Annotated in this window: 16 protein-coding genes and 1 pseudogene; 14 read left to right on the forward strand and 3 right to left on the reverse strand. The window is 71.4% G+C overall.

The genetic code is table 11. The annotated features are described in order from the left end of the window. Both D7V88_RS14515 and D7V88_RS44375 read left to right on the forward strand, forming a co-directional pair. Positions 1–1657: lamin tail domain-containing protein (locus D7V88_RS14515; protein WP_147448738.1), on the forward strand; the 1657-nt coding region annotated here is incomplete at its 5' end. Between the two features lie 11 nt (positions 1658–1668). Then, positions 1669–2094, forward strand: a pseudogene (locus D7V88_RS44375) (thermonuclease family protein); the annotation flags it as partial. 63 nt (positions 2095–2157) lie between these two features. Here the strand turns inward: D7V88_RS44375 and D7V88_RS44380 are convergent. After that, the gene (locus D7V88_RS44380) at positions 2158–2865 is read right to left on the reverse strand and encodes a hypothetical protein (RefSeq protein WP_244238145.1); all 708 of its coding nucleotides are present in this window, start codon (positions 2863–2865) and stop codon (positions 2158–2160) included. 477 nt (positions 2866–3342) lie between these two features. Here D7V88_RS44380 and D7V88_RS14525 point away from each other — a divergent pair, with 477 nt between their 5' ends. Next, on the forward strand, positions 3343–5634 hold the full coding sequence (locus D7V88_RS14525) for a PAS domain-containing sensor histidine kinase (protein WP_244238146.1): 2292 nt from the start codon (positions 3343–3345) through the stop codon (positions 5632–5634). Positions 5635–5647: 13 nt separating this feature from the next. Here D7V88_RS14525 and D7V88_RS14530 read toward each other — a convergent pair whose 3' ends face one another. Then, a complete protein-coding gene (locus D7V88_RS14530) occupies positions 5648–7111 on the reverse strand; it encodes an MFS transporter (protein WP_147448739.1) in 1464 nt (487 codons plus the stop codon). 159 nt (positions 7112–7270) lie between these two features. Between D7V88_RS14530 and D7V88_RS14535 the strand changes: the two genes are divergently transcribed. Further along, positions 7271–8095 carry a hypothetical protein gene (locus D7V88_RS14535; protein WP_120541239.1) on the forward strand — a complete coding sequence of 275 codons (825 nt, stop codon included), beginning with the start codon at positions 7271–7273 and terminating at the stop codon, positions 8093–8095. A gap of 4 nt (positions 8096–8099) precedes the next feature. On the opposite strand, the gene D7V88_RS14540 is transcribed toward D7V88_RS14535, so the two are convergent. Beyond that, positions 8100–9017, reverse strand: a complete 918-nt coding sequence (locus D7V88_RS14540) for a TerC/Alx family metal homeostasis membrane protein (protein ID WP_120541240.1) — start codon at positions 9015–9017, stop codon at positions 8100–8102. A gap of 207 nt (positions 9018–9224) precedes the next feature. Here D7V88_RS14540 and D7V88_RS14545 point away from each other — a divergent pair, with 207 nt between their 5' ends. The 10 genes from D7V88_RS14545 (at position 9225) to D7V88_RS14590 (ending at position 24235) form a co-directional block, all read left to right on the forward strand. Beyond that, positions 9225–9641 (forward strand): arsenate reductase/protein-tyrosine-phosphatase family protein, encoded by a 417-nt coding sequence (locus tag D7V88_RS14545; protein WP_120541241.1) that lies wholly within the window; start codon positions 9225–9227, stop codon positions 9639–9641. Between the two features lie 279 nt (positions 9642–9920). Then, positions 9921–10829 (forward strand): DUF2135 domain-containing protein, encoded by a 909-nt coding sequence (locus tag D7V88_RS14550; RefSeq protein ID WP_120541242.1) that lies wholly within the window; start codon positions 9921–9923, stop codon positions 10827–10829. Positions 10830–10862: 33 nt separating this feature from the next. Then, positions 10863–11483 (forward strand): DUF1175 family protein, encoded by a 621-nt coding sequence (locus D7V88_RS14555; RefSeq protein ID WP_120541243.1) that lies wholly within the window; start codon positions 10863–10865, stop codon positions 11481–11483. Next, positions 11480–13081, forward strand: a complete 1602-nt coding sequence (locus D7V88_RS14560; protein WP_167509848.1) for a hypothetical protein — start codon at positions 11480–11482, stop codon at positions 13079–13081. Before D7V88_RS14555 ends, D7V88_RS14560 begins: the two co-directional genes overlap by 4 nt. Further along, a complete protein-coding gene (locus tag D7V88_RS14565; protein ID WP_120541245.1) occupies positions 13078–17793 on the forward strand; it encodes an alpha-2-macroglobulin family protein in 4716 nt (1571 codons plus the stop codon). The genes D7V88_RS14560 and D7V88_RS14565 overlap by 4 nt, the downstream gene beginning before the upstream one ends. A 3-nt stretch (positions 17794–17796) precedes the next feature. Continuing rightward, positions 17797–20067, forward strand: coding sequence for a SpoIID/LytB domain-containing protein (locus D7V88_RS14570; protein WP_120541246.1), 2271 nt, complete (start codon positions 17797–17799; stop codon positions 20065–20067). A gap of 166 nt (positions 20068–20233) precedes the next feature. Next, complete coding sequence (locus D7V88_RS14575; protein WP_120541247.1) at positions 20234–20908, forward strand: DUF4142 domain-containing protein; 675 nt, start codon at positions 20234–20236, stop codon at positions 20906–20908. 76 nt (positions 20909–20984) lie between these two features. Then, positions 20985–21974 carry a hypothetical protein gene (locus D7V88_RS14580; RefSeq protein WP_120541248.1) on the forward strand — a complete coding sequence of 330 codons (990 nt, stop codon included), beginning with the start codon at positions 20985–20987 and terminating at the stop codon, positions 21972–21974. Positions 21975–21989: 15 nt separating this feature from the next. Next, positions 21990–22739 carry an ATP-binding cassette domain-containing protein gene (locus tag D7V88_RS14585; protein ID WP_120541257.1) on the forward strand — a complete coding sequence of 250 codons (750 nt, stop codon included), beginning with the start codon at positions 21990–21992 and terminating at the stop codon, positions 22737–22739. After that, positions 22736–24235, forward strand: a complete 1500-nt coding sequence (locus D7V88_RS14590) for an ABC transporter permease/substrate-binding protein (protein WP_120541249.1) — start codon at positions 22736–22738, stop codon at positions 24233–24235. The genes D7V88_RS14585 and D7V88_RS14590 overlap by 4 nt, the downstream gene beginning before the upstream one ends. Position 24236: the final 1 nt, after the last annotated feature.

The following is a 24236-nucleotide window of genomic DNA, read 5'->3' on the forward strand; positions in this document are numbered from 1 at the left end:
GGCGGCGTGTGAGGCCTTGTTGCCGGGGGACCTCGTCATCACCGAGTACCTCAACGACCCCTCGGGTGCGGACACCGGGAAGGAGTACGTGGAGCTCCACAACCCCACCCGGGAGACGGTGGACCTGCTGGGCGTGACGCTCTTCACCGCACGGGAGGAGGGCGCGCAGGAGCGGGCCTATACGCTGACCACGAACCTCCAGGTGGATGCGGGAGCCTTCTTCGTGATGGGCGACGTGCGTGATGGGCCTCTGCCCGAACACGTGGACCAGACCTATGGCGATGCGCTCGGTGCGCTGGGGAACAGCGGTGGGCTCGTGGGGCTGCGCTGTGGGACGCGCCTGCTGGATTCGGTGGAACTCGCCGCGCCGTCGAAGTCGGGAGCGGCCCGCACCTACGACGGTCGGCTCGTGCCGGACGCGGAGGGCAATGACGAACCTTCGCGCTGGTGCGATGCACCGGAAGCCGTGCCGGGTGGAACCCGTGGCAGTCCCGGCACGGCCAATGCGCCATGTCCTGGCACCCCGGACGGTGGCGCGTCGAACGTGAATGCAGGGACGTGTCTGCCTCCAGGGGCGGTCGCGCCCCGGGACATCCGGGCACCCCGTCCGGGCGACCTGATCATCACGGAGGTGATGGCCAACCCGCGCGGCGATGACACGGTGGGCGAATGGCTGGAAGTGCGCGCCACAGTGCCCGTGGACCTCAATGGCTTGACGGTGGGGACGGACACTTCGGGCACGCGTCTGGAGTCGGAGCGCTGCCTGTCGCTCGCGGCGGGTGAATCCGCGCTGCTGGCCCGGCGGCGGGAGTCCGAGGTGAACGGCGGGCTTCCGGAGCCCCTGGCCACGTTCTCCGTGGACCTGCGCAACGCGGGCGGTGTCGTCGCCGTACGCGCGGGGAGCGTGCTCATCGACAGCGCGCTGTACGGCCCGGCCCAGGACGGCGTGGCCACCCAGGTGTCGGCGCCACTCACCGACGATGCGAAGAACAACGACGCGCTGACGGCGTGGTGCGCGGCCACGGAGCCGTACGGCGACCGGGGGAACCTGGGCACGCCGGGAAGGACCAACCGCACCTGCTCCGGGATGGACGCGGGCGTGTCGCAGGCCGGCTGCATCGACCGGACGACGGGGCAGTCGCGCGCCCCTCGTGTGCCGACCGCGGGCTCGCTGGTGCTCACCGAGTTCCTGGCGGATCCCTCCGCCGCACCCGACGCGATGGGCGAATGGGTGGAGGTGCTCGCGTTGCGCGACGTGGACCTCAATGGGGTGATGCTCGCCAACGAGACGGGCGGCACCCTGCTGGAGTCCGCGCTGTGCCTGTCGGTGAAGGCGGGCGGCCACGCCGTCCTCGCACGCTCCGAGGATGCGTCGCTCAACGGAGGGCTCCCCGGTGTGCTCGGCACGTTCGGCTTCAGCCTGGGCAATGGCGCGGGGTCGCATGTCCTGAAGCTGGCGGTGCAGGGCACCGTGCTGGACTCGGTGGCCTTCACCCAGGCCGCGGTCTCCGGTGCGTCCTCGCAGCTCGACGCGCGCGTGCGGGATGCGTCCGGCAACGATGCGGCCGGTGCCTTCTGTCCGACCCCTGTCGGGGTGACGTACGGCGCGGGAGACCGGGGCACCCCGGGCCGCGAGAACCGGACGTGCGCGCCATGAGGACGCCAGGCATGGGATTCCTGCTGCTGCTCACCTTCCTCCTGGCCTGCGGCGAGGGAGAAGGGGAGTGCGGCGCTTCCACGGGCGTGGTGACACAGGTCATCGACGGGGACACGGTGGTGCTCCAGGACGGCGAGCGGATCCGCTACCTGCTCGCCGACACACCGGAGACGACGCGCGGCCACCACGACTGCTTCGGCGAGGAAGCGGCGGCCTTCAACCGCTCGCTCGTGGAGGGCCGCACGGTGCGACTGCGGGACGCGGAGGCGTGCACGGACCGCTTCGGCCGGCGGCTCGCCTATGTGTCCGTGGACGGCCACGACGTGAACGCGCTGCTCGTGGAGCGCGGGTACGCGTGCACGCTGTTCGTCCCGCCGGCCGGCACATCCCGGCGCGGCGAATTCGAAGCCCTGGAGGTCGAGGCCCGCCGGGCCCGCCGGGGGCTGTGGGGCCGCTGCCCGGCGCCGTGTTCGAAGGGACGGCGCCCGTCAGCGCCCGCCCTACGGCAGCGTGTCCGCCACCGCCATCTTGAGCTCCCGGTCCAGCGGCCAGGCCGCCGGGAAGCGCGACGTGGTGAGGTCCAGCGTGCCGTCCGTGAGCTTCGCCTGGAAGCTGTCGCCCACGAACAGCCGCACCTTGCGCACCTGCTCCTTGAGCACGGTCCCGGTGTCGGGCGTGTTGGCCAGCGCGCTGACGACCTCGCCCGTGCGCTCGATGAGCCAGGCCAGGCCCTGCACGGTGGTGGCCGCGTCCAGGTCCGTGCCCGGACCGAACTCCGCGGTCACCGGCGTGCCCAGCGCCGTGGAGAGCTTGTCGGCCATCGCGGGCAGGTGCCGCCGCAGGTGCATGGGCGAGGACTCGGGCATCGACTTGGCCGGCGTGGCCAGCACGGTCGCGTCGTGCAGGGTGATGGCTTCGATGACCCCGTCCGGCACGAACGTCACATCCATGCCCTCGTCCCGCGAGCCATACCCGCCCGACGTGTTCATCAGCACGCCCCGGCCCTGCCGGAACTCGCCGTACTCCCGGAGGACGCCCAACACCTCACGCCCGCTGCGCAGGTACAGCGTCACCTGCGGCAGGTTCAGGGGCAGGCCCTCGTTGCGGCGTGACATGAGGATGCTCATCGCCTCCATCACCTCCCAGACGCTGCGCACGTGCCCTCGGCCCAGGCACTCCAGCGGATCCACCGGCCTGGTGGGGCTCATGGCTGGTCCCCTTCCTTCGGAGCATGTCCCCGGGAGCATGTCCTCGACTGCGCCTGCTGGGGCGCAGCGCCCTGTACGAAGGTCCTACGGTCCGCGAATGCCATGATCCGATTCCTCCCGTGTGTTTTGCCGGCAGTCTCTCCCATGTCGGTGGCAGGACCCAGCGGCGCGCGAACGCCTTCCATGGTCGCCTGCCACCCCCTGGGGTCCCATCCCAGAGGTGGGCAACCCACCCCACCCCCCCCCGCAAGCCCCATCCAATCTGGAGGGTGGCATGCCCATCTTCTCTCCACTCCGGGTGCGTCCAGGGAGCAGGGACACAGTGAACCCCAAACTTCGGACAGCAGGCGTCCTGCTTCAACAGACGGGTGTCTCCGGAGCGGCGGAAGCCTGCTCGCCGGCGGTGGATCCCGTCCCTGCTCGCCGCCGCGAAGGCGCAGTCCAGGCAGGGCCGGAGTCCGCCGCAGGCGGGGGTTCGTGGCCGCGTGGGGCGGCGGCATGAACCCCTTCGCCTCCACGACGGACTCGCTCGCGGACCTCGTGCAGGGGCAGCGTGAGGGCATCGTCCGGCGTTGGGTGGCCCGGCTGGGCGCTTCCTTTGGGGACAACCCCTCCGCGCTCCCGGAGCGTCTGCAGCGGATGTTCCAACTGGTGGATGGGCTGGTCCTCTCCCTGCGTCAGGACTCAGGGACACACTGGGCCGAGGGCCCGGCCCGGGAGCCGGCCCGCGACCATGGCCGCGAACGCTTCCACTCCGGCGCGGGGGTGGAAGCCCTGGTGGAGGAGTACGGCCTGCTGCGCGAGGCCATCCTGGACGCGTTGGAGGAATCCCACCGCTCGTTGAGGCCGGAGGAGCTGCGGGCGCTCTGGCGCGCGTTGGACGGAGGCCTGACGGCGTCGGTGGGGCACTTCGTCCATGAACACGAGCGGGTGCTGAGGACGCGCGAAGGACGGTTGCAGACCATCCTGGACCATGCGCCGGCGGCCATCTACGCGAAGGACGCGCAGGGGCGCTACCTCTTCATCAACCACCCCTTCGAGGTCATCTCCGGCCACCCCCGGCGCGCGGTGCTGGGCCACTCCGACCTGGAGCTGTTCCCCCGGCAAACGGCGGAGCACTTCCTGGAGCACGACCGGCAGGTGATGAAGGAGCGCAGGCCGCTGGTGTTCGACGAGGAGGTGCCCCAGTCCGACGGACTCCACGTCTACCACACGATGAAGTTCCCCCTGCCCACCGTCGCGGATGGCGAGGCGTGGGCCGTATGCGGCATCTCCACCGACACCACCGCCACCCGCGTGCTGCTCCAGGAGCGGGACGAAGCCCGCGAGCAGTTGCAGCGCGTGCTCACACAGATCCCCGTCGTCCTGTGGGCCTTCGACGCGGATGGCATCATCACCCTGTTGGAGGGCGAAGGGGTCCGGGCCGTGGCCGAGCAGTCCGAGGCGATGCGCGGGCGCTCCGTGTTCGAGCTGCTGCGGGACCGGCGGGACATGCTGGAGGTCGTCCTGCGCGCGCTGGCCGGAGAGCGGCTGTCCACCGAGCTGTACATGTTCGACATCTGGTTCGAGGTCCGCTTCCTGCCGGTGTTCGACTCGGCCGGCCGGGTGGTGAGCGTGTCGGGTGTGTCGCTGGACATCACCGAGCGGCGCCGGGCGGAGCAGGAGCTGCGCGAGTCGGAGACGCGCTACCGGCTGGCCACCCTGGCCACCCGCGACCTCATCTGGGACTGGGATCTGCAGACGAATGAGATCCACTGGAGCGAGCTGGCGGCGCGCATCTTGCGACTGGACACGTCCCGGGGGCCGCCCCTCATGGACATGGAATGGTGGACGTCCAGCCTGCACCCCGAGGACCGCGCGAGGGTGACCCGCGAACTCCTGGATGCCATCGACAGTCCGGAGGGCCGCTGGGTGTCGTCCTACCGGCTGCGGCGGGGCGACGGCACCTGGGCCTTCGTCGAGGACCGGGGCCGCGTGGTGAAGACCCTCAATGGCCACCCGGTCCGCATGGTGGGCGCCATGCAGGACGTCACCGACCGGCACGAGGCCGAGACGGAGGCGAAGCGCCGCGCGGAGTTCGAACAGTTGCTCATCGGCATCGTGGGGCACGACCTGCGCAACCCCATCTCCGCCATCACCATGGCGGCCGCGAGCCTGGCGCGGCGCGAGGACGCGGATCCGCGCGAACAGAAGGCCGTCGCCCGCATCCTCTCCAGCGCGGAGCGCGCCAACCGCATGCTGCACGACGTGCTGGACTTCACCCAGGCCCGGCTGGGCGGCGGCATCCCCATGTCGCCCCGCGCGGTGGATCTCCTGGAGCTGGTGCGCCAGGTGATGGACGAGGTGCAGCAGGCCCACCCCGACCGGCGGCTGGAGGTGGACCACCGGGGCAACGCCCAACTGTCGTGCGACCCGGACCGGCTGGCGCAGGTCATCACCAACCTGGTGAACAACGCGCTCGCGTACGGGGACGCCCTCTGCCCGGTGCGCGTGCGGCTGCGCGGTCAGGCGGGGGTGGTGACGCTCGCGGTGAACAACCAGGGCCGCCCGATTCCGCAGAACCTGATGCCGCACCTGTTCGAACCCCTCAAACGCGCGGAGCTCAGCGAGGGCAACCGCATGGCCCACGGACTGGGACTGGGGCTGTTCATCGTGAAGCACATCGTGGATGCGCACGCGGGCCGCCTGCGCGTGCGCTCCAACGCCCAGGATGGCACCACGTTCCTCGTGCACCTGCCGCGCCAATCCCCGCTGCAAGGCGATGGGTGAGGCGCCGCGCTCGTCAGATGCGGGAGCGCCACACGAGCGCGCCCCCCAGCGCCACCAGCACGGGCAGCGCCCCGGCGGTGAGCAGCGCGCCATGCGGTCCGGCCGTCTCCAGCAGCACGGCGACCAGGCCGCTGCCCAGCCCCAGGCCCAGCGCGAAGCTGGCGTTGGAGAGGGAAAAGCCCTCCGCCTGACGGCCGTCCGGAAGCTTCCGCTGGAGCAGCGTCGCCTGCATCGCGGCCTGCGGCGCGAGGAAGATGCCCGCCGCCGCCAATGCCGCGCCCAGGGCCCAGAGGTTCGCCACCAGCGCCAGCGGCACCAGCAGCACGCCCCAGAGCGCGAGGAACAGAAGACAGCGCCGCAGGATGACGCCGTCCTGGGTGACGCGCCCCTTCAGCGTGCTGGTGTACAGCAGGCCGCCCACGGCGCTCGCGGCGGACAGGAGCGCGGTGAGTCCGCCCCAGGCCTCGGGACGTGAGCCCACCTGAAGCAGCCGGGGCGGCAGCGCCGCGTCCACCACGCCCCAGCTCACTCCGACCGCCAGCGACGACAGGTACAAGAGCCTCGGCAGCCCCTGGAAGAAAGGGGCGAGCGACGCAATCGTGGCGGCCACCCGGGGGCCGGGCGCCGGCTCGCGGTCTGGCAGGAAGAGGTTGAGCGCCAGCGCCGACAGCCCCGTCAGCGCGATGGCGCCCACGCCCAAGGTCGCATCGGCCAGCGCGAGCATGCCCACCAGCGAGGGGCCCAATATCCACTGCACCTCCATCAGCACCGCGTCGATGGCGAACGCCGCCTCCAGCCGCGCCCTGGGGACCAGCACGGGAAGGAGCGCGCGGTAGGCCGCGACCACCCCCGCGGGCACCACGCCGCCCGCCACCGACAGCGGCAGCAGCAGCCACAGGGGCGCCTTGAGGAAGCAGGCGAGCGCGAGCGCCAGGAACACCGCGGCCTGGGCGAGCAGGGGATTGCGCAGGCCGCCCGGCAGACGACGCTGGTCCAGGGTGCGGCCCCGGAAGGGAGCCGCCGCGGCCATGCCCATCGCGTAGCCACTGGCCATCCACGCGCCCTGCGAAAACGCGCCCGTGGCCTGCTCTCCCGCCAGCAGCAACGCGAAGGGCGCCATGGTCCCGCCCAGCCGCGCGAACGAACTCGCCAGCACCCAGCGGCGCCAGCCGGCATCACCCCACAACTCCCGCTGCGCCCGCCATGATCCGTCCACTTGAGGATGCGCCACGTCCAGCCCCGGAGGACCGCCGGGCTGTCCGGCCCGCACGTCTTCCCTGTCCTCCGGGCCCGGTATGGAGGCCGCGCCGTCCGGTCGCGGGAAACCGCCGGACGGTCCGGTCCTCGCGTCCTCCGGGCCGGGTGCGGGGCGCTCGTCGTCGGGCGCAGGGGAACCGTTGGGCTGCCCGGCCCGCACATCGTCCGTGCCCGACGTCCCCCTCGCCTTGTCCCCGGCCGCATGCTCCCGTCCCGCCATGCGCGTCTTCCTAGCGGAGATGGGCCCGGCCGTCTGCCGGGCCCCGGCCCTGTTCATCCGGGAAGCGGGGGCGCGCTTGCCCTGGGCGGACGGCCCGGGTAGCAACAGGGCCTCCGGTGGGGATGGCCTTGCCTTCCGGGTGTGGAGCGGAGCGGCGCAATGAACAAGAAGTGGGTCATCGGTGGGGTGCTGGGTGTCGTGGGGCTCGTCGTGGTGGGCGTGCTGGGGCTCGTCGCGCTGGGCTACTGGGCGGACCGTGGCATGGACGGCTCGGGCGTGGACGCGCTCATGGACTCGCAGGCCGTCACCCAGCGGTTCGCGGAGCTCAACACCCGCCATCCCTTCAAGCCGCCCCCGGCGGGCCAGGTGCTGAAGCTGGACGAGGCGCGGCTCGCGCCCTACCTGGCCGTGCGCGAGGCGACCCTGCCCGCCTACGCCATCCTGGCGAAGGAGTCCGTCGAGTTCGTGACGAAGCACAGCGCCGCGTTGGACCGCCGCGACTCGCGCACCCTGCTCAAGGCCGCCGGAGCCTCCATGCGGATGATGGGCAAGGCCCAGGCCGTGCTCGCCACGAACCTGGAGGCCCAGCGCATGTCGCCCCTGGAGTTCCAGGCCATCACCGCCGTGGTGTACCCGCCGCCCCCGGCCGCGCCGCCCGCCGGAGAACCGGCGCAGGCCGCCGTGTCCCTGCCTTCCGCGCCGGAGAACCTCGCGCTCCTGGAGCAGCAGCTCGCCGCGCTCACGCCCCAACTGGAGGATCCGAAGCTCCCCGAGGCGGAGCGGCTCCAGTTGGAGCAGCGCCGCGCGGGCCTGCGCAAGTACATCACCACGCTGGAGCAGGCCGCGGGCAAGGACGCGAAGGAGGCCAACGCCGCCCTCCTGGAGAAGCACCGCGAGCGCATCGCGAAGGCGGCGAACCGCACCTTCGATGACCTGCTGGTGAACCCCCGGCCCCCGAGCAACTCGCGGCGCCCCGCGCGCTGAAGACTCAGGCCTGCACCTCGCGCGTCCGGTGCGCGAGGCTCGCCCCCACCGCGGTGCCGATGACGACCAGGATGATGCCCACCGACAGGAGCGGCGGGATGTGCACCCACTGCTCCACCACCATCTTCACGCCCGCGAACGCCAGCACCCCCGCCAGGCCGTAGTGCAGGTAGCGCAGTTGCCCCACCGCCCCGGCGATGACCAGGTACAGCGCGCGCAGCCCCAGGATGGCGAAGGCGTTGGAGCTGTAGAGGATGAACGTGTCCGTGGTGACGGAGAACGCCGCCGGCACCGAGTCCACCGCGAACAGGATGTCCGTCACCTCCAGCCCGATGAGCGCCAGCAACAGCGGCGTCACCAGCCGGCGGCCCTGGTGCTTCACGAAGAAGTGCGGCCCCTCCACCTGGTCGCTCACCGGAAGCCTTCGCGACAGCCACCGCACCACGCGGTTGTCCTGCTGCTTCGACGGATCCTCTCGGAACACGCGCCACGCGGTGATGAGCAGGATGGCCCCGAAGACGTACGACACCCAGCCCCAGCGCTGCAGCGCCGCCGCCCCCACGAAGATGAACAGCGCCCGGAACACCAGCGCGCCGAAGATGCCCAGGAACAGCACCTCGTGCTGGTACTTCTGGGGCACGTTCAGGCTTCGGAAGATGACGAGGAAGACGAAGACGTTGTCCAGGCTCAGGCTCTTCTCGATGAGCCACGCCGCCAGGTATTCGTGCCCACGCTCGCTGCCCAGCGTCACCCACACGAAGCCACAGAAGGCCAGCCCCAACCCCACCCACGCCAGACTCCACAGGATGGCCGCGCGGCGCGACTGCCCCCGCCCGCCCCGGTGGGCCAGCAGATCCACCACCAGCAGCGCCAGCAGCAACGCCCAGAAGACGATCCAGGCCCAGGAAGGGGTGCTTTGCATGACCCCTGCAAACTAGGCATTCCGCCGATTTCCGCTCGGACACGAACGCGGCCCGGAGTCATGCCTTACCCAGATTCCATGATTGACGCGGCGCGTTGTATGGTGTTGGAACAGTCGGGGTGCGGGTTGTCTTCTCCCTCGCACAGGATGTGATACTTCCCTGGAAGGCTTGAACCTCATGATTCTCAACACTCCAAAGGCGGTGCGATGAACACGGTCATCTTCGCTTGTAAGCAGAGTGCGGGCAGCTCGCAGATCGCGGCGGCCTTCTTCAACGTGATGGCGGATCCCTCGAAGGTCCGGGCGATCGCGGCGGGGACGCAGTCGGCCGACCGAGTACAGCCTGAAGTGCTGGCCACGATGAAGGACATCACCGTGGACATGACGGGCGCGAAGCCGACGCAGTTGACGCCGGAGCTGGCCAAGAGCGCACAGGTGCTGGTGACGCTGGGCAGCGTGTCCGAAGTGCCGACCACCGCGGGCCAGGAGCGCGTGGAGTGGGTGATGATCGAGGACACGGAAGGCAAGTCCGGAGCGGACGTGGAGAAGATCCGCGACACGCTGGCGGCCCTGGTGTCGGGCTTCATCGAGAGCCACGGCTGGGAACGTCCTCCCGCGCCTTGAGCCACACGCAGGACCCGCGGGGCCTTTTTTTCCGCGGGGAGGGTGCAGCAGCACGGACCCCTTCCGTGAATCGTGGGTGCCCGGGCCCGAGGACGGGCGGGCGGACGGTTCAAGCGGAAGGGAAGGGGACCCGCGACAGGACGTCGTGGGTCGGGGGGGCCAAATCCGGGCCGTGGCGGTGTGAAATGGCGGGTGGCTTGAAATGAGAGGTGGGCTTGCCGCACGCTGTGTTCGTTCGCGGACACGCGGTTCGCGCTCCCCACTCCCAGGCGCCTCCTGATGCTCTCCGTCCTTCTCGCCGGGCTGCTGTCGCAGACGGCGCCCTCGGTTCCCGCCCGTCAGCAGGGCGTGCCCATTGGCAGGGGCGAAAAGCTGCCCACCGTGCGTCTGAGCGCGCCGTCCGGCGGGTGGACGGTGGACCGGATGCTGCTCATCGAGGGCACGGTGAGCGACCCCACGGTGGATCCGGTGGTCGTCTCCATCAACGGCGACCGCTACCTCATGCGCACGCAGGGCGGGCGGTTCAGCCGGAAGTTCCCGGCGGCCAGCGGCAAGAACATCGTCACCGTGATGGCCACCAACAAGGGCGGCACGGCGCGCACGCAGGCGACGAGCTACGCGCAGGTGCCCCCGGTGCCGCTCAAGGCCATCCTCACGAGCGACACGGACGGCGTCTACACGGACCTGCACATCTACGAGCCCACCGACGCGAGCAGCGGGGGGGACACGCTCGACGTGACGGCGATGGCGCACGTGTACTGGGCGGACACGGACAGCCCGTCAGGCGGCACGTTCTTCCTCAACTCGCAGGGCGGGGACTTCGACCAGCCGGCGTATGGCCCGTACCTCTACATCCACCGCTCGCCGCCCCAGGGCGTGTACCTCATCGCGACGAACTACTGGCCCAGCGGCGACAAGGCGCACACGGTGGCGACGCTCAACCTGGCGCTCTTCGAGGGCACGCCGGGCGAGGTCCGCCGCCGCGTGCGCATCCCGCTGGCGACGCCCGGCACCACGCGGGTGCTCGCGTGGGTGAACATCCTGGGCGACGGACAGGCGGAGGTGTACGTGCCGTCCGCCGACCCGAAGCCGAAGGGCGAGCGCTGGCCCACGAACCTGGACGAAGCGCTCAAGGAGCTCCAGGCGAGCGGCAACTCCGACTCCGGCGAGGGTGAAGGCGGGTACTGAAGGCGGCGTGTCGCCTCGGGTCCGGCCCCTCCCATGCGCGTCCTGATGCTTTCCCTGCTGCTGCACGCCGCGCCGGTGACGCCGGTGGCGGCTGCGTCCCTTCCCATCTCCGAATCCGTCTCGCCGGAGACGCGTGCGCGGCTGTTGCGCCGTGAAGTGGCGCAGGTGGCGCTCGCGCAGGTGCGGGCCCCGGACGTCGCGTGGCAGCCCGCGCAGCGCGACTGCGCGGGCCTCATCCGCTACGCCTACCGCACGGCCTACCGGCGCGTGGCCTCCGAACGCCTCTCCACGCCGCTGTGGAAGGACACGCGCGGCGAGCCTTCCAACTTCGCGGACGCGGAGACGCTGCTGGTCCGCAACTTCACCGCGCTGGGGCGGGACACGGCCACGCGCGAAGCGCTGCGCACGGGCGACGTGGTGGCCTTCCGCCAGGAGCACGACGCGGGCCCCGTCTTCCACCTGATGCTCGTGGTGCGCCCGGAGGACCGGGCCCATGCCCCCGCGCGCGTCGTCTACCACCCCGGTGAGGCGGGCGCGTCCGTGCGCACCGGGGTCCTCGAATCGCTCGCCACCGAGGCGCCGCTGGAGTGGCGCCCGGTACCGGCCAACGCCGCCTTCCTCGGCTTCTTCCGTTTCAAGGAGTGGATGTCATGACGTCTCCCGTGAGCCCGCCGCCGCCCGCCAAGGGCCCGGGCCCTTCGCCCGCTGTGCGCATCGCGCTCGTCGGCGCACTCGTCGTGGGCGTGGGCGTGGGGGCCTTCGTCCTGGGCCGCAGGGGCAGTGGTGGTTCCTCGGGCCCCGCCTTCTCCTCCGGCGAACGCCAGGGTCCTCCGACCGCGGGCGCCACCGTGGAGGGCATGCCGGAGGTGCCGTCCGAGCCGAAGAAGATGGACGTGCCGGGCTCCATCGCCACCGCCGCCATCTGGGTGGACGTGCACGCGCCCGGCAAGGTGCGCGACGCGCTGGCGCGCAACGCGTGGCTGAAGGAGCAACTGGGCAAGCCGCTGGGTCAGGGCTTCGTGAGCGGATGGGCCGCGTTCATGGGCTCCACCGGCGATGACCTCAAGGCGTCCTTCAAGGGCGCGGTGCTGGACGTGGTGGCGGGACAGTTGTTGGACGCCCCCTTCCGCACCGTGTGGTTCAGCGGTGACACGCAGGCCGGAACGCCCGCGTTCATCGTCCCCGAGGCGGACAAGAAGTCGAAGGCGGGGTGGGACGCGCTGGACGCGGTGGCGAAGCGCGGGGAGATGACCGCGGACAGGTGCCCGGACAGCACCGTGAAGGTGCCCGAGGGCGGCTTCCACCTGTCGCGCTGGCTGGTCGCGGAGCAGCAATTGTGGGCTGCTCGTACGGAGGACCGGGTGGTGCTCGCGCGGCACCCGGTGGTGGTGCTCCAGGGCCTGTGCACGCCCCTGCCGGAGCTGGAGGCGAAGGATGGAGTGGACGTGGAGGTGGGCTTTGATCCGAACGCCTACGGCCGCGAGGCGCAACTGCTCACCCACGTGCTCGGCATGACCGGGAACGCGCGGTTGCAGTTCGGCGTGGAGGGGGACCGGCTGGTGGGCCGGGGCATCGCGGGGACCTTGTCGCCGTCCCATCCGCCCTACACCGAGCCCATCTCGGACGACCTGCTGAAGCTGGTGCCGGAGGAGACGCCGGTGCTGTTCGTGTTCAACCTGACGCTGCCCGAGTCGCTGGAGCCCGCGGCCCTGAAGACGCACTGGGAGGGCAAGAGCGCTCAGGAGGTCCGGACGCGCACGCGTCAGGTGGCCCTGGTGTGGACGCCGCGCGGCAACGCCTCGCTGGCGCCGGAGCTGGCCCTGCTGTGGGGCAGCGAGCAGGACGCGGAAGGGGTGCAGGCGCTGTTCTCCGGTGGCGCGCGGACGTTGAAGACCGCCACGCTGTGCAAGCACGTGGTGCTGGCCACGAGCGACGCGGAACTCGAGCGCCTCAAGAAGGCCTGCGAGGGCCGCGCGCCCAACCTGCTGAACGCCGCGGGCCCGGTGGTGACGGGGCTGCGCGCGCCCGCGTCGGTGATGCTCGGCATCAACACGGGGCGGTTGCTGGGCGGGCTCTTGATGGACGGCTACACGTCGGAGGCGCGCGTGGACCGCTCATCGCCGCTGCCCAAGGCAGCGCCTCCGGAAATCGAAGCGGCCCGCCGCGACCTGGAGTCCCTGCCGTACCTGGGGTTCCGCGGCAAGGTCGTGGGCTACGGCCCCGAACTGGTGTCGGAAGGATTTGGAACATGAAGACGTCGGTGCGTTTCGCGGCCCTGGCCGCGCTCCTGGTGTCCGGCGTGGCGTTGGCCAAGCCGCTCTACATCACCGTGCCCCGCTCCTACGGCAGCGGCGAGCCCGTCGCGGTGGACGTCGCCTTCGAGGACAAGGGCCCCGTGGAGCTGCGCGTGTTGCAGCCCGCGAACCTGGACACCTTCATCCGCGCGCAGGGAGACCTGCGGCGCGCGTACCAGACGCCGCCCACGCTCATCAACCCGGGCCGGGGCCTGAGCCGCGGCCTCAACGCGGTGAGCATGCCGGGCCTCGTGCTGATGAATGCGCTGAGCCCTGCCTTCCGCGACGAGGTGGGGGATGTCCTGCCGCCGCCGCCTCCGGAGACGTCCTCGGAGGAGCCGCTGGCGAAGGTGGCCGAGGGGCCGGAGAAGCTGGTGGGCGCGCCCCCGGGCTTCACGGTGGTGCGCAGCCAGTGGCTCAACCTGGACCTGGGCGGCGCGGACCGGGACTTCAACGTGCCGGGCTTCGACACCGGCGGCGAGAGCAGCGGCTTCCAGGAGCGCCGCGTGCTGCTGGCCCCGCTGCCCCCGGGCGCCTACGTGCTCCAACTGGTGCAGGGCCGGGTGGAGGGCCAGGTGGTGCTCGTCGTCAGCGACGTCACCGTGCAGCTCAAGCAGACCGACGGCCAGGTGCTGGTGCGCGTGGCGGGCCGCGACCAGCAGCCCCGCGCGGGCGCGCAGGTGCAGGTGTACCTGCCCACGGGCAAGGGGCCCACGGGCACGACGGACGACAAGGGCGAGGTGACGCTGGCCGTGACGGAGCCGCGCATCCTCGCGACGGTGGCGTCCGGCAAGGACACGGCCATCGTGGACACGGACTTCTACTCCGCGCTGGCGGTGGCGCCGGACGTGTTCATCTACAGCGACCGGCCCATCTACAAGCCGGGCCACGAGGTGAAATTCCGGGGCCTGGTGCGGCAGCCGGACACGTTCCTCGCGCGGCTGTTCACGCCGAAGAAGCGCGACGTGCGCGTGAAGCTGGTGTCGCAGGAGGGCCGAGAAATCATCACGCGCGCGGCGGTGGACGAGTTCGGCGCGTTCAACGGCACCGTGAAGGTGCCGGACGACCTGGGCACGGGCGTGCTGCGCATCGAGGCGGACCTGGACTCGCAGCCCCACCAGGGCGAGGCGCGCGTGCAGGACTACGTGAAGCCCACGTTCTACCTGGAGGTGCAGCCGGCGTCGGAGACGGTGGAGCCGGGCAAGACGGTGAGCGTCACGGTGCGCGCGCGGCGCTACGCGGGCGGCGTGCCGAAGGGCGCGAAGTACGAGGCCTTCCTCTACCGCAGCCTGCTGGACGCGCCCGCGTGGGTGGACGACGCGGGCAAGGGCGGCCAGGGCAGCGCGGTGACGTACGGCTCGGCGTCCAGCAGCGAGGGCAAGCTGAGCGTGCCGGAGCGGCTGTACTCCTCCGTCGCGGAGCGCTCGGCCACGGACGACCCGTGGTCCAGCGCGAGCGAGTTCGACGAGGAAGGCGAGGCCACGGTGGAGATCGCCGTACCCGCGCTCAAGCCGGGCGAGGATCGGCTGCCGTACCGCTACAGCCTCACCGTGCGCGCGCGGGATGATCAGGAGACGTTCGCCAACGCCACCGCCGCCTTCTTCCTGTCGAAGGTGGAGGTGATGGGCGTGGCGCGCTATTCGGACGCGGTGGTGGCGAAGGGGTCGGAGGCGCTGCTGTCCGTGCGCGCCACCACGCTGTCCGGCAAGCCCTATGGCGTCACCACGGGCGAGGTGTCCTTCATGCTGCGCCGCGCGGACGGCAGCGAGGAACCGCTGGACACGCAGACCTTCACCACGGCTCAGGACGGCACGGTGCGGCAGAAGGTGCCCACGACCCACGTGGGCGCGGTCATCGCGAGCGTGACGGTGAAGGACAAGAAGGGCGGGGAATGGACGGGCGAGGAGTCGCTGCTCGTCGTCGGCGGCGCGGACGAGCCGGTGGCGCAGGTGCCCAACATGACGCTCGCGTCGCTGTCCGGCACGCTGGTGCCGGGTGACTCCGCGAAGCTGGTCGCGCTGATGCCGGATGGCTGGGGGCAGGGCGGCAAGGACCAGGGCCCGGTGTGGGTGACGCTGACGGGCGCGGGCCTGTACGGCACCACGGTGGTGCCGCTGAAGGGCCGCACGCTGGTGCACGCGTTCCCGGTGGAGAAGCGCTTCGGCAGCGCGGTGTACGCGTCCGTGGCGTACCCCACGGCGACGGGCCGCTGGGAGGAGCGCACGGTGGCGTTCCGCATCGTGCCGAAGGAGCGCACCCTCACCGTGGCGTTGCAGGCGCGCCGCGCGGAAGCGCTGCCGCTCACCGAGCAGGTGGTGGACGTGCGCGTCACCGACCACGAGGGCAAGGGCGTGTCCGCGCAACTGTCCGTGGGCGTGGTGGACAAGGCCGTGTACGCCATCCAGAGCGAGTTCCGCCCGGGCGTGCTGGACTTCTTCTATCCGCCGTCGCGCGACAACGTGACGAGCTTCTATTCGGCGGAGTTCCAGGGCTACGGCTACGGCGAGCAACTGGCGCGCAAGATGGCCGGGCTGCCGGACCATGCGTTCGCGTCCATCAAGCCGCCCACCCGGAACGCGAAGGACCTGGAGAAGGACACCGCGCACTGGGACCCGGCGGTGGTGACGGACCGGGACGGCCGCGCGACGGTGCGCTTCACGCTGCCCTCCAACCAGACGCTGTGGGTGGTGACGGCGGTGGCGGCGGACACGTCCGGCCGCTTCGGTGAAGGCACGTCCGAGTTCGCCACGCGTGGCGGCCTCAACGTCTACGCGGCGCTGCCGCAGTTCCTGCGCGAGGGCGACGAGGCGCTGGCCTCCGTGCGCCTGTCCGCGGGCGAGAAGTCCAAGGGCAGTCAGATGCTGGACCTGCGCATCCAGCCGGGAGGCGCGCTCCAGGCGGAGGCCACCCAGAAGAAGCTGGAGCTGGGTGAGGGCGGCGAGCAGGTGGTGCCGGTGACGCTGCGCGCGTCGAAGACGGGCCCCGCCGAGCTCGCGGTGGACGTGACGGGCGGCAAGGACCCGCTGCGCGACCTGAAGCGCTTCGACGTGGCCCCGGCCTCGGTGGAGGACGCGGTGCAGGTGAGCGCGTGGGGCGGCGGGGCGCTGGCGCTGGAGGCTGCGGACTCCGCGACGCTGACGCGCGTGGAGCTGGTGCTCCAGCCGTCCACGGTGGACGCGGCGCTCACGCAGGTGCGCGAGCTTCTGACGTACCCGTACGGGTGCCTGGAGCAACTGGTCTCCACGACGGTGCCCAACGTGGCGGTGTTCCAGGTGCTCCAGAAGGCGGGCGCGCTGGAGAAGCTGGACCCTGCGTCGCAGGCGCTGCTGGCGGAGGCGCGCAGTCGCTCCGTGCAGGGCACGGCCCGCATCCTGGGGCTCGCGGTGAAGGGCGGCGGCTTCACCTGGTTCGGCGGCTACAGCGAGCCCAGCCTGCCGCTCACGCTCATCGCGCTGGACGGTCTGGCGTACGCGTCCGAGGCGGGGCTGGTGGACCGCGACGATGCGCGCATCGCGGAGAGCGCGAAGTGGCTGGAGGCGCAGGAGGGCCTGCCGGACGAGTACGAGGCCACGCGCGCCTATGTGCTGGCGCGGTTGCAGGGGCCTCGGCAGGCCGCGCGGGTGCGTGCGCTGGTGGAGGGCGCGAAGCCCGGGGACCTGTACTCGCTGGCGCTCGCGGTGCTGGCCGCGGAGAAGGCGGGCGTGATGAAGGAGCCCGCGCTCCAGGCGCGCATCCAGGCGCTGGTGAAGCAGAGCGGCGAGGGCTTCGTGAAGCTCGCGAGCCTCAAGGGTGAAGCGCAGACGTCCGAGGCGTTCTACCGCTTCCCGCTGCGGCGCGTGGGCCTCTCCGCCATCACCGCGCACGCGGCGTCGTTCGGTTCGCTGGACGTCACGCGCGCGCGCAAGCGCATCCTGGAGATGCTGAGCGAGCCCGGGCTGTCCACCTTCGACCGGAGCACGGCGCTCTTGCATTCGCTGTGGCTGGTGGAGCGGGATGCGAAGGCGTTCAAGGGCATGACGCCGCCGGAGGTGAAGGGTGCGTCATCGCCGGTGAAGTTCACGTCGCGCGGCATGGGCCTGGTCGCCACGCTGCCGGCGGGGACGCGCACGGTGGACGTGGGCGGCTTCGACGGCGTGGCCACGCTGCGTGCCGCCGCGACGACGCCGCTCAAGCAGGTGCAGGCGCGCGTGGAGGGCATGTCCGTCAACCGCGCGTACTACGTGCTGCGCGAGGGCGGGAAGGTGAAGCTGGAGGCCGGCGCCACGGTGACGCAGGGCGAAGAGGTCTACGTGGAGCTGACGCTGGATGCGCGCGGGGACAACCGGGCGCGCTCGGCGTACTACGTGGTGGAGGACGCGGTGCCTGCGGGCTTCGTCGCGTTGCAGGAGGACAAGGCCTTCCGCGGTCCGCCGCACTCGCTGCCGCTGGTGCCGGAGGCGCTCAAGCGCCGGCAGTTGGACCCTGCGCAGGCCACGTTCTTCTTCGAGGAGCCGGCGTGGTGGAGCGACAGCCCGCGCACGGTGGGCTACGTGATGCGCGCGCAGTTCGCGGGCACGTTCGCCGCGCCGCCGGCCACCATCGAGGACATGTATTCGGCGCGCATCCGGGGCCGCACGGCGTCGGACGTGTTGAAGGTGGTGCCCTCGAAGACTTCCGTGAGCGACCTGTAGCCCATGGGGTGGGCCGTCGCCGTCGCCGTGCTGTTGTCGGCTTCGCCCACCTTCGTCACGCGAGGGGATGTGACGCCGGAAGCGGACCTGCGCAAGGAAGCGCAGGCCGCGTGGACGGCGGTGGAGACGCAGTACGCGGCGCAGGCGGGCGGCCTTCCGACGCGGGCCCCCGCCACCGTGACGCTCCAGAAGGGCCTGGCCCTGCCTCCCGAGCGCAACGCGCAGGGGCGGCCCGGGGTTGTGGAGCTGCGGCAGAACACGCCGGGGGAGCTGGACGCGAAGTCGCGCACGGCGCTGCGGCACGAACTGGCGCACCAGCTCCTGTGGTGGGCGTGCCCCGCGTCCAGCGAGGACCGTCTCTTCCATGAGGCGTTCGCGCTGACGGTGAGCGGAGAGCTGCCCGCGTGGCGCGAGGCGCCCTATCAATCGCTGTCGCGCGCGGCGAAGGAGGTGGCGAACGCGCCCCAGGTGGACACGTCCCGGGCGCGACGGGCACTGGCGCGCATCCTGGGGGAGCACACGGGGTTTCCCGCCGCGCTGACGCGCCGGTTGCGCCAGTGTCACGACGGGACACGGTGGGCCTCGCCCCTGACGGTGGAGGAGCTGGCGGACGTGGCGGTGCTCGCGCCGGAGGCGGCCACGGTGGTGGTGAGCCGGCACTCGGGCGAGGTGCTGTTCGCGGAGGGCGATGTGCGAAGGGCGGTGCCGTATGGCTCCACGCTCAAGCCGTTCCTGTACGCGGCGGGGGCGGGGGCGACTGGAGCTTCATCGGACACAGTGTCCCCTCCGCTGCTCGCGCCGCGTCCCGGTGTGCAGGAGTGGGCCTGTGGCGCGGGGCTGCCCGCGAAGGTGGATGCACGGCTCGCGCTGCTGCGCTCCTGCAATGGCTACTTCCTGGACTGGGAGGCCACGGGCCGAGCACCCCGCGCGTTTGGCCGCTGGGGTCCCGTGCTCTCGGCGGTGGGCCTCACCGGCCTGCCCTCGGACATGACGGAGGCCATCGGACTGCGCTCCGCGCACGGTCTGTCCCCGTGGGGCATGGCGCAGGCGTACCGGTTGCTCGCGGAGGCGCGTCCGGACGTGCTCGCGCTGCTCACCGGCAACGTGGAGGAAGGCACGCTCAGCGGCCTGTCCACGTCGAAGGCGCTGAAGGGCGTGGCCACCAAGACGGGCACGGTGCGCGACGCCGCCAGCCGTCCCCAGTTCGGGTGGATCGCCGCCGTGGACGCCGACCTCGTGGTCGTGGCCGTGCGGCCCGGCAAGATGCCCCGGCACTTCGCGGACGAAATCCCCGCGCTCCTCGCTCGCGTGCGGAAACAGACTGCGGGTCTGGAGGCCGCGCGAGTGCAGGTGCTTGGCCTGTTGTCCTCCGCGTCCGTGGAGGCGCGCTGCGCGGGCGCGGGCTTCGCGCTGGAGGATGGAGCCCCACGCCCTGTGTCCACGGACTTCTCCCGCATGGACGCGCTCACCGCGAAGGGTCCGGCGGTGTGTCTGGGCAGTCCCTGGCGCGTGCGCTTCCCAGACGGTCCCGACGGCGGCCGTGATTACGCGGGCGTCTTCTCCTGGTCCGCGCCGCCGCCGTATCGCCCACCTCCAGGCGTGCCCACCACGCCCAGCGCGCTCAAGGCCCGGCGTGGCTCGGACTTCGTCTTCCGCACCACGCGCGTGCAGTACACCGCTGGCGTCATCGCCGCCGAGGACGTCACGTTGCAAGGCGAGGCCCGCATCGCGCTGGCCCGCGTGGTCGCCCACAACGAGCGCCACGCCACGACCCGACACCCCGGCCGCGCCGTCTGCGACACCACCCACTGCCAGGCCTTCCGGGGCACCGTGCGCATGCGTCCCGAGGAGAGCCGCGCGCTCCAGTTCCCCGCGCTCAAGTGGGACGCGTGGCTGACCTTCTCGCAAGGTGGAGACACCCCCTGGCGCGAGTCCCGTCCTCGCGCGCAGGTGGAGTCCCTGCTGGGCACCCGGCTGGTGTCCCTGCGCTTCGAAGCCGGTCGCGTGCGCTACCTGCGCACCGACGGTGAGGCCGGTGCCCCCTACGAGGAAGCGCGCTCGCTGCCGTGCGACACGCTGCGCGCGGGCCTGAAGCTTCCCTCCTGTCCCCAGCGCGCGTCCTTCGACGGCCTCCAGGTGCTCTTCGAAGGGCAGGGCCGGGGCCACGGCGAGGGCCTGGATGTCGAAGCGGCCAAGGCCGCCTCGGGCCTCTCCAGCGATGTCCTCCTGGAGCGCGCGTATGGCGCGCTCCCCGTCACGTCCCCGGCTCGCTGAAGTCCTCCTGCCGCGAAGGTCTGTTCGCGGGCTGACACGCAATCATCCCGGAGCGCTCGTGCCTGGGGGCGGGGCTGTCGGCCAGGCAGCCCTGGCAACCGCCTTTCCCATCACCACCTTGCACCCGTCATTCATCCATTCGGGCGCAGCACGGGAGGGTTGAACCATGGGGAACAAGAACTGGAAGACGCGGGCGGTGGCGGCGGCGGTGATGACGGGCTTGCTGGGCTTCGCGGCCCACGCCGAAGACACCATGTCGAAGCAGCAGAAGGAGGAGATGAAGCAGGGCAAGGCGGTGGGAGAGGCCGCCTCCAAGCGGGTGAAGTACGTGGGCTCGCTGGCCCTCTTCAACAACCGGCAGATTGAACTGGCGCGCCTCGCGGAAGAGCAGGCGTCGGATCCCCGGGTGAAGGAGTTCGCCACCAAGCTCCGCACCGACCACGAGAGCAACAACCAGACCCTGCGCACGTGGGCCGAGAACCAGAAGATGACCATCAGCGCGCTGAGCGACGGCAGCACGTCCGACACGGGCGTGGGCGGCTCCGGCGTGCAGGAGGGCTTCGACAAGGGGATGGACCAGACCGGCGAGAAGCTGGGCAAGAGCATCGACGAGACGAACCGGGAGATCGCGAAGCTGCGCGAGAAGCAGGGCCCGGAGTTCGACAAGGCCTTCCTGTCGCGCATCGCCGAGGACCAGAAGAAGGGCAACGAGATGCTCAAGAAGGGCCGCGGTGAGTACAAGAACGACGCGACCTTCCTCGCCATCCTGAGCCAGACCGAGGGCGTGGTGTCCGGCCACGAGAAGGAAGCGAAGGAGCTTGAGAAGCAGATGAAGAAGTAGTGCGCGATGTAGCGCGGTGGGCGTCGGGCCACCGGGCCGGTTGACTCGGGCCGGCCCGGCGCCTATCCCCTCGCGGATGCGCAAGGCTCTGGCGAGGGTGTGGTGGGTGGGGCTCACGGGGCTCGGCCTCCTGCTGGGGGCCTGTCAGGCGACCGTGCCGGTGGCCCCCGCCGTTCCCGTCGTGGGCTCCACGCCCGGGGGGCCCTTCGTCGCGGAGGCCCAGGCCCTCTTCGACGGCTGCGTGCCCGTGCCCTCCAGCGCCACGTCCCGCACGTACCGCTGCGGTGGGCTCTCCGTGTGGCTGGACGAATTGACGGACGTGACCGAAGCGCAGGCCGTGCAGCAGGGGCATGCCCGCGTCCGGGCGCGCCTGGGACTGAGGCTCACGGAGGTCACGGGGGAGCTGCCGCTGGCGGGTCAGCCGCATCCGTCGCTGCGGTTCTCGAAGTGCGCGGACCTGAAGGGCGCGGAGCCCTGCCGCGCGGGCGGATACCTCACGGCGGTGACGCCCTCCGCGGGACGGGTGCGGCAGTTGGGCTGCGTGGCGCGGGACAACGCGCGCGCGGACCTGGGCCGGTGCCTGGAGCTGTTCGCGTACCTCTCCACGAAGGGCAATCCGGAGGGCGACGTGCTGTCGCCCACCTCGCTCATCACGCCGCCCTTCCTGCCGTGGCGGGTCCTGGGTGTGCCGGAGGGCTGTCAGCTCGCGGCCTCGACGACGCGCACGGGACGGATCCGCTGTGACGCGTCCACGTTCTCCTGGAGCCTCTTCCGACCGGTGCAGCCGGGCACGTCTCAAGTGGAGCGCTGGCACGACCAGAGCGTGGAGGAGCTGCGCGACGCGCTTCCCGGCGCCAGTCCCGTGGAGCTGGTGGACTGCTACCTCGAAGGCCAGGCCACGCGGTGTGCCCGCTTCACCGCGCCGTCACCGGACGGTGGTGGTGACGTCGTCGTCTGGACGGGCGGAGTGGACCGGCAGGGGCAGGGCCTGTTCGCCGCGTGCAGCTTCCCCGCCAGGGCCTTCCCCTTTCCAGCCTCCTGCAACGGCGTGTTCGCTCCTCGCTGAAGGGACGTGGCGTCCGTGTTCATCCTGGAAGGCGTGTCCAAGCGCTTCGGTGGGTTGCAGGCCCTGCACCCGCTGACGCTGACATTGGCGAAGGGCACCACCACGGTGCTCATCGGTCCCAGCGGCTGTGGCAAGTCCACGCTGCTGCGGCTGCTCAATGGCCTCTCGCGGCCCGACACCGGCCGGGTCCTCTTCGACGGTCAGCCCCTGCCCACCGGGGAGGACGCGCTGCTCGCGGTGCGACAGCGCGTGGGCTACGCGCTCCAGGGGGGCGGATTGTTTCCGCACCTCACCGGCGCGCAGAACGTCACGCTGATGGCGCGCCACCTGCGCTGGCCGGAGGCGCGGATCCGTGAACGGCAGGGCGTGTTGATGGACCTGACGCGCTTTCCCGCGGATGCGCTGGAGCGCTTCCCCGGGCAGCTCTCCGGAGGACAGCGGCAGCGGGTGGCGCTGATGCGCGCGCTGATGTTGGACCCGGACGTGCTGCTGCTGGATGAACCGCTGGGTGCGTTGGATCCGCTGGTGCGCCACGACCTCCAGGCGGACCTGCGCGGCATCTTCGAGCGGTTGAAGAAGACGGTGGTGCTCGTCACCCACGACCTGGCGGAAGCGGCCTGGCTGGGGGACAGCATCGTGTTGATGCGCGATGGCCAGGTGGTGCAGCAGGGCACGCTGGACGACCTGGAGTCGCGTCCCGTGGATGCCTTCGTCACGCGGTTCATCCAGGCGCAGCGTCCGCTGCCCGTGGGGAGGTCCGGATGACGCGGGCGGGAGTGCTGGCCCTGCTGTTCCTCCTGGGCCTCGGTGCGTGCGCGAAGCCGTCCGGGGAAGGGCCCGCGGTGCGCGTGGGCTCCAAGAAGTTCACCGAGTCCGTCATCCTGGGCGAACTCGTCACGCAGGTGGCCAAGGCCGCTGGAGCCAATGCCACGCATCGCCGGGAGCTGGGCGGCACGACGGTGTTGTGGGAGGCGCTGCGCCGGGGTGAGCTGGACGTGTATCCCGAGTACACCGGCACGCTGCGCCAGGAGTTGTTCGCCGGCCGCTCGCTGCCCGACGACGCCGCGCTCCGAGAGGCGCTCGCGGCGGAGGGGCTGCGGATGAGCGCGTCGCTCGGCTTCAACGACACGTACGCGCTGGGCATGAAGGAAGCGGAGGCCGAACGGCTGGGCATCCGCCGCATCTCCGATTTGAAGCAGCACCCGGAGCTGCGCGTGGGCTTCAGCAATGAGTTCATGGAGCGGGGCGACGGCTGGCCCGCGCTGCGCGATGCGTACGGGCTGCCCCAGCGCGACGTGCGCGGCCTGGACCATGACCTGGCCTACCGGGGCCTGGAGAGTGGAGCGCTCCAGCTCACGGACCTGTACTCCACCGACGCGGAGATCGCGGCCTATGGCCTGCGCGTGCTGGAGGACGACCGGCGCCACTTCCCCGCGTATGACGCCGTGCTGCTGTACCGCGAGGACCTGGAGGCCAGGGCGCCCCAGGCGCTCCAGGCGGTGCGTCGGCTGGAGGGCGCGTTGACGGAAGCGCAGATGGTGAAGCTCAACGCCCGCGCGCGGCTGGAGCGCGTGCCGGAGGCTCGGGTGGCCTCCGACTTCCTCCAGGCGTCACTGGGCCTGTCGACGGAGGTGCGCACGCAGGGCACCGTGTCGCGCATCTGGCAGCGCACGCAGGAGCACCTGTTCCTGGTGGGCGTGTCGCTGCTCGCGGCCATCGCGCTGGCCATTCCGTTGGGCGTCGTGGCCGCGCGCCGTCCCCGGCTGGGGCAGGCGGTGCTGGGCCTGTCCAGCGTCATCCAGACGGTGCCGTCGCTGGCGCTGCTGGTGTTCATGATTCCGCTGCTGGGCATCGGTTCGAAGCCGGCCATCGCGGCGCTGTTCCTCTACAGCCTGCTGCCCATCGTGCGGAACACGACGGCGGGGCTGGGAGGCATCCCGTGGGAGGTGCGCGAGTCCGCGGAGGCGCTGGGCCTCCCGGCGCGAGCGAGGCTGTGGCGCATCGAGCTGCCCATGGCGGCGCCGTCCATCCTCGCGGGCATCCAGACGGCGGCGGTCATCAACGTGGGCACGGCCACGCTGGGCGCGCTGGTGGGCGCGGGCGGCTACGGCCAGCCCATCCTCACCGGCATCCGGTTGGACAACGTGGGGCTCATCCTGGAAGGGGCGGTGCCGTCGGCGGTGCTCGCGCTCGTCGTCAGCGGCCTCTTCGAACTCGTCGCCCGGGCGGTGGTGCCCCGGGGGCTGCGCGTGCCGGGGTAGG

Source organism: Corallococcus terminator, from assembly GCF_003611635.1.
Classification (GTDB): Bacteria; Myxococcota; Myxococcia; order Myxococcales; family Myxococcaceae; genus Corallococcus; species Corallococcus terminator.